Origin of the sequence: Accumulibacter sp., from assembly GCF_032229525.1 — a bacterium.
In the GTDB taxonomy this organism is placed as follows: domain Bacteria; phylum Pseudomonadota; class Gammaproteobacteria; order Burkholderiales; family Rhodocyclaceae; genus Accumulibacter.
This window is the reverse complement of the sequence record NZ_JAVTWB010000201.1, coordinates 1-5,692: the sequence shown is the minus strand read 5'-3', so window position 1 is coordinate 5,692 and position 5,692 is coordinate 1. Positions and strand designations below refer to the sequence as shown.

7 protein-coding genes and 1 pseudogene are annotated in these 5,692 nt (G+C 63.9%); all 8 read left to right on the top strand.

What is annotated here, in order from left to right; genetic code table 11:
- Positions 1–922: pseudogene (locus tag RUW20_RS15710) on the top strand (hypothetical protein); the annotation flags it as partial.
- Positions 852–1,418: a hypothetical protein gene (locus tag RUW20_RS15705; protein ID WP_313953165.1), complete on the top strand. Its 567-nt coding sequence runs from the start codon at positions 852–854 to the stop codon at positions 1,416–1,418. The pseudogene RUW20_RS15710 and the gene RUW20_RS15705, both read left to right, overlap by 71 nt.
- Before the next feature lies 1 nt (position 1,419).
- Positions 1,420–2,556: a bifunctional 3,4-dihydroxy-2-butanone-4-phosphate synthase/GTP cyclohydrolase II gene (gene ribBA, locus RUW20_RS15700; RefSeq protein WP_313953164.1), complete on the top strand. Its 1,137-nt coding sequence runs from the start codon at positions 1,420–1,422 to the stop codon at positions 2,554–2,556.
- Positions 2,553–3,068 carry a 6,7-dimethyl-8-ribityllumazine synthase gene (gene ribH / locus RUW20_RS15695; RefSeq protein ID WP_313953163.1) on the top strand — a complete coding sequence of 172 codons (516 nt, stop codon included), beginning with the start codon at positions 2,553–2,555 and terminating at the stop codon, positions 3,066–3,068. The genes ribBA and ribH overlap by 4 nt, the downstream gene beginning before the upstream one ends.
- A complete protein-coding gene (gene nusB / locus RUW20_RS15690) occupies positions 3,065–3,562 on the top strand; it encodes a transcription antitermination factor NusB (protein ID WP_313953162.1) in 498 nt (165 codons plus the stop codon). Before ribH ends, nusB begins: the two co-directional genes overlap by 4 nt.
- 51 nt (positions 3,563–3,613) lie before the next feature.
- Positions 3,614–4,567 (top strand): thiamine-phosphate kinase, encoded by a 954-nt coding sequence (gene thiL, locus RUW20_RS15685; protein ID WP_313953161.1) that lies wholly within the window; start codon positions 3,614–3,616, stop codon positions 4,565–4,567.
- Positions 4,539–5,045: a phosphatidylglycerophosphatase A gene (locus RUW20_RS15680; RefSeq protein ID WP_313953160.1), complete on the top strand. Its 507-nt coding sequence runs from the start codon at positions 4,539–4,541 to the stop codon at positions 5,043–5,045. The genes thiL and RUW20_RS15680 overlap by 29 nt, the downstream gene beginning before the upstream one ends.
- The gene (locus RUW20_RS15675) at positions 5,042–5,551 is read left to right on the top strand and encodes a CinA family protein (protein WP_313953159.1); all 510 of its coding nucleotides are present in this window, start codon (positions 5,042–5,044) and stop codon (positions 5,549–5,551) included. Before RUW20_RS15680 ends, RUW20_RS15675 begins: the two co-directional genes overlap by 4 nt.
- Positions 5,552–5,692 lie beyond the last annotated feature (141 nt).

The following is a 5,692-nucleotide window of genomic DNA, read 5'->3' as shown; positions in this document are numbered from 1 at the left end:
GCTCTGCTTCAAGGCGAGCCGCTTCCTCGGCCGCCTTGCGTTCCGCTTCGAGACGGGCAGCTTCCTCGGCGGCTTGACGTTCGGCCTCAAGGCGAGTCGCTTCCTCAGCAGCCTGGCGTTCTGCTTCGAGACGAGCCGCTTCCTCAACAGCCTTGCGCTCTGCTTCGAGACGCGCGGTTTCCTCAGCAGCCTTGCGTTCCGCTTCGAGACGAGTTGCTTCCTCGGCGGCTTGGCGCTCTGCTTCGAGGCGAGCCGCTTCCGCAGCAGAGTGGCGTTCCGCTTCGAGACGGGCAGCTTCCTCGGCGGCTTGACGTTCGGCCTCAAGGCGAGTCGCTTCCTCAGCAGCCTGGCGTTCTGCGTCGAGGCGAGCCGCTTCCTCAACAGCCTTGCGCTCTGCGTCGAGACGAGCCGCTTCCGCAGCAGCCTGGTGTTCTGCTTCGAGACGGGCAGCTTCCTCGGCGGTCTCACGCTCGGCCGCCAGGCGAGCAGCCTTCTCAGTCGCTTTGCGTTCGTTTTCGAGGCGTCGGGTTTCCTGGGCGGCTTTGCGGTCGGTCTCACGGCGCGCTGTTTTCTCTGCTCGATTGCGCTCTGTTGCGGCGCGTCGGGCTTCCTGGGCAGCCTTGCGGTCGGTCTCGCGGCGAGTGGTCTTCTTGGCAGCTGGCTCGGGAGCTGGAGTTACGGCCTGGCGGCGTGCCCCTTCCTCGGGGGCTTCGTATTCGGGCTCAAGGCCGGCGGGCTTGTCGACAGGCCGGCGGTCGGCTTGTGCCGTGGCTTCGTGTTTTGTGGCGCGGCCTGTCGCTTCCTCGACGGCCTTTTCTCTGGCGGTTTGATCGCCGGCGGAACGGCGGGCCTTGAAAACGCGCAGCAGCAGAAATGCGACGAACACAACCACAGCGATCAACAGCAAGCTTTCATTGATTGACATTGAACTGTCCTTCGTCCTTGGCTTTCACCCACATCGGAACGTGCCGACGCACACCCAGTCACTGGTTGATGCAGCAGCTGATGGAACCAAACTATCACTGGTGAGCATGATAAAACGAATAATTGGCCTGTTGGGCGATCGATCGGCCGAGGATTCGCCGCCGCGGCTCGCGGCGAGTGGCACCAACGACGGGGGCGAGCGCAGATTTCGCCTTGATCCGGTCGCCATTCGCTTGGCCGTAGAGAACGGCTTGATCGGGCACCTCGTCACCTCCGCATGGCGGTCCGCGCCGGAACCTGAGACAATCACGGGTTCGGGAAAGGTCCTTGCGGGCCACGGCGACCTTTGGTCGGCAAGGAGCCGCTACTGCAACGCGGGACTCATACGACTCCTGAAAGCAGGATGGGCGGTGACTCGGCCAACAAGCGTGTGGCTTGTTGCGAATCAGGTGTTCGGCCACTGGCGCGGAAGCTTCGGCGCGGAGGATGTATAAAATGGCACCACAGAGCACTTCTTCCGACGTTTCGCCCATCGAAGAGATCATCGTCGAGATGCGGGCGGGACGCATGGTCGTCCTGGTTGACGAGGAGGATCGTGAGAACGAAGGCGATTTGATTCTTGCGGCGGAGCACGTCACTCCGGAGGCGATCAACTTCATGGCCCGCTTCGGTCGCGGCCTGATTTGTCTGACGCTTACCGAGGCGCGCTGCCGGCAGCTGGGACTGACCCAGATGGCGGGCGACAACAAGAGTCCTTACAGTACTGCGTTCACGGTTTCAATCGAAGCGGCCGAGGGCGTCACCACCGGCATTTCGGCGCAGGACCGAGCACTGACCATCATGGCCGCGGTGGCGAGGAACGCCGGGCCGGGCGACATTGTGCAACCCGGTCACGTCTTCCCGATCATGGCCCGCCCTGGCGGTGTGCTGGTGCGCGCCGGGCATACCGAGGCGGGCTGCGATTTGGCGCTGCTGGCAGGTCTTGAGCCCGCTTCGGTGATCTGCGAGATACTCAACGACGATGGCAGCATGGCTCGCCTGCCGGACCTGGTTGATTTTGCCAGGCAGCATGGTCTCAAAATCGGCACCATCGCTGACCTCATTCATTATCGCAGCCAGCACGAGACCCTGGTCGAGCGTACCTTGTCGAAAGCGGTGCAGTCTGCGCACGGCGAGTTCATCCTGCATGCCTATACCGACTGCACGTCCAACGAAGTGCACCTGGTGCTGACCAAGGGCGAGATTCATCCCGACCGGGAGACGCTGGTGCGCGTGCACGAACCGCTCTCGGTGGTCGATTTTCTTGACCCTGGAGGTGGTCGGCACACTTTCTCGCTCGATGTTGCCCAGGCCGCGTTGGCGCGCGTGGACGCTGGCGTAATCGTCTTGCTGCATCGTCCCGAAAGCGGTCAGGATATCCTGGCCATGCTGCGCGAGCCGGTCGCCACCAAACGTCCAGCCGCCCGCTGGGACCCGCGCATTTACGGTATTGGCGCGCAGATCCTGCGCGATCTCGGCGTGGGCAAGATGAAATTGCTTTCGAGTCCTCGCCGGATGCCGAGCATGACCGGCTTCGATCTCGAAGTCACCGGCCACATTGCAAGCTTGACCGACCTTGAAAGGCTCCGATGAGCACTCTGAAAACGCCTAGAAACACCTCGCCCGCCGCTCGCTGCGAAAACATTTACGAGTACGATGCGTCGCTGACCGGCGCGGGGCTGACGATCGGCATTGTCATGAGCCGCTTTAGCCAGGACATCGGCGAAGGCCTGTTGAGCGCTTGCACGAGCGAGCTCAAGCGTCTGGGCGTCGCCGAGGGCAGCATCACCCTGGCGACCGTCCCGGGGGCTCTAGAATCACCGTTGGCGCTGCAGGCGATGGCGCAAAGTGGGCGCTTTGATGCGCTGATCGCACTGGGCGCTGTCATCCGCGGCGAAACGTATCACTTCGAGATCGTGGCCAATGACGCGTCGAGGGGGCTGATGGAAGTACAACTGGATAGCGGCGTACCGATTGCCAATGGCATTCTGACCTGTGAAGACGACGATCAGGCACTTGCCCGCATGCAGCAAAAGGGGTCCGACTGCGCCCAGGTGGCAGTCGAGATGGCCAATCTGTTACGGGCACTCGGGGAGCGGTCGTGACCGCCGGGCCGTCCCGAGCCGCCCCTGGTGGCAAACCGTCTGGCGGCAGGTCACCACGCCGTCGGGCGCGCGAGTTCGCCCTGCAGGGACTCTACCAGTGGCAGCTGAGCGGTAACGATGAAGCCGCTATCGAAGCGCATTTGAGCGACGCGGAAGCCTTCGACAAGGCCGACCGCGAGTTTTTCGGCAAGCTGTTGCGCGGTGTTCTCGCCCAGCGCACGACGCTGCAGGAGCAACTGCAAGCCTATCTTGACCGTCCCTTCCGGGAACTCTCGCCGATCGAGGCCTGTGTCTTGCTGGCCGGGGCTTTCGAGCTGAACAATTACCCCCAGACACCGTACCGCGTAATCATCAACGAGTCGATCGAACTGGCCAAGGGTTTCGGCGGTACTGACGGTCACAAGTACGTCAACGGCGTGCTCGACAAGCTCGCCGCCAGCTTGCGCCCGGCGGAGGTTGAAGCCAAGCGTGCGGCGCATTCCCGAAGCCGCTGATCAGCGGCGCGGGTCGCCCTCGGCGAGAGGCACAGGTGTGAGGAAGCGGTAATGCCCAGCGAGTTTGAACTGATCCGTCGTTATTTTTCGAAGCCGACGCCAAGCGCCGTCCTCGGCCCTGGTGATGATTGCGCCCTGCTCGCACCCTCATCGGGTAGCGAACTGGCGATCTCTACCGACATGCTGGTCGAAGGCACGCATTTTCTGCCGGATACCGATCCTCGTCAGCTCGGCTGGAAGGCTCTGGCGGTCAACCTCTCCGACCTGGCGGCGATGGGCGCCAGGCCCCGCTGGGCCTTGCTTGCCGGCAGTCTGCCAGAAGCGCGGGAGGCCTGGCTCGCGGCCTTCGCCGAAGGGCTTTTCGCTTGCGCCGCTCGCTACGGTGTCGAATTGGTCGGCGGCGATACGACGCGTGGCCCGCTCAATCTGTGTTTCACGGTGCTTGGCGAAGTACCCGCTGGGCAGGCTCTGCGGCGCGACGGCGCCCAGCCGGGGGACGATCTCTGGCTTTCCGGGCAGCCCGGTCTCGCGGCGCTGGGTCTGGCTCAGCTGCAGGGCAAGACCAGTCTCCCCGAGGTGCTCGCCCAGCGTTGCCTGGCGGCCTTGCAACAGCCGACGCCACGGGTCGAGCTGGGCCTGCGCCTGCGTGGCATTGCGCATTCGGCGATCGACGTCTCCGACGGCTTGCTCGCTGACCTTGGCCATATTCTCGAGCGCTCGGCGGTTGCCGCTGAGGTCTTGGTCGGGCAATTGCCCTGCTTGCCCCTTGGAGCAGACCCGGTGCTGGCGCGCGAGTGCCAGTTGTCCGGTGGTGACGATTACGAACTGGTGTTTTCTGCGCCGCTGAGCAAACGGCCCGTGCTCGCTGCCCTTGCTGCCGAGCTTGATCTGCCGCTCTGGCGCTTCGGTCGGATCACCGGGGCAGCGGCTGCTTGCTTGACCGTGCTCGACGAGAACGGCCAGAGCTTACCCATTGATGGCAAAGGATTCGATCACTTTGGCTAGTCCCCCCTCACTGCGATTTCTGCTGGCGCATCCCGCACATCTGGTCGCCTGCGGTTTCGGCAGCGGCCTGTCGCCGTGGGCGCCGGGCACCTTCGGCACGCTCTTCGCTTGGCTGTCGTTTCCGCTGCTGCGGCCGTGGATGAGCGATTTCGAGCTGCTCGCCTTTCTCGTCGTCTGCTTCGTCGGCGGGGTGCTGGCGGTGCACAAGACGGGCAGCGATCTGGGTGTCATCGATCATGGCAGTATCGTTTGGGACGAGATCGTCCCTTTCTGGCTGGTGCTGCTGTTCTGTCCGGCGCACTGGTTATGGCAGGCTACCGCCTTCAGCCTGTTCCGCTTTTTCGACATCACCAAACCGCAACCCGCACGCTACTTCGACGAGCAGGTGAAGAATGGTTTCGGCGTCATGAGTGACGACCTGGTCGCCGCGGGCTATACGCTGCTGGTGCTGGCGATTCTGCGCTTCGTGCTCGAATGAGTGCCTGGAATCAGCAGTCGCTCGAAGCGCTTGCAGCCGAGGTCGGCCACTTGCTGCTGGCCAATGGTGAACGCCTGGCGACCGCCGAATCGTGCACCGGCGGATGGGTGGGGCAGTGCCTGACGGCGATCGCCGGTAGTTCCGGCTGGTTCGACTGCGGCTTCGTCACCTATTCGAACACAGCCAAGATCGAGATTCTCGGCGTCGGCGCCGACACGCTGAGCGCACAGGGCGCGGTCAGCGAAGCGACCGCGGGCGCCATGGCCCTTGGCGCACTCCGCCGCAGCCGTGCCGACTGGGCGGTGGCGATTACCGGCATCGCTGGTCCGGCTGGCGGATCGCCGGGTCGGCCGGTGGGGACGGTCTGTTTCGCGTGGGCCGGACCGGAAGGTCGCCTGGAAACCGATAGCCAGCACTTTCAAGGTGACCGGGAGGCGGTACGTGCGCAGTCGGTTGCCTACGCCCTGGCGGGTGTGCTGCAGCGCGCGAGCTGCCGTATCGGCTAACGGTCATGACATGTCGAGATACCCGAGATCATGAAAGTCATGACCGTCCCCCTCTTCCCCGGCCCTCTCCCGCGCTGGGGAGAAGGGAAATTCGTGAGTCGCGTACGCGACTTTCACATTAACGGCGAGCCGGGTTCTGCC

Excerpts from the sequence above, each read along its gene's own strand:
- RUW20_RS15680 (WP_313953160.1), top strand. The coding sequence starts at position 4,539 with ATGGCAAAGGATTCGATCACTTTGGCTAGTCCCCCCTCACTGCGATTT.
- thiL (WP_313953161.1), top strand. The coding sequence starts at position 3,614 with ATGCCCAGCGAGTTTGAACTGATCCGTCGTTATTTTTCGAAGCCGACG.
- RUW20_RS15675 (WP_313953159.1), top strand. The coding sequence starts at position 5,042 with ATGAGTGCCTGGAATCAGCAGTCGCTCGAAGCGCTTGCAGCCGAGGTC.
- ribH (WP_313953163.1), top strand. The coding sequence starts at position 2,553 with ATGAGCACTCTGAAAACGCCTAGAAACACCTCGCCCGCCGCTCGCTGC.
- ribBA (WP_313953164.1), top strand. The coding sequence starts at position 1,420 with ATGGCACCACAGAGCACTTCTTCCGACGTTTCGCCCATCGAAGAGATC.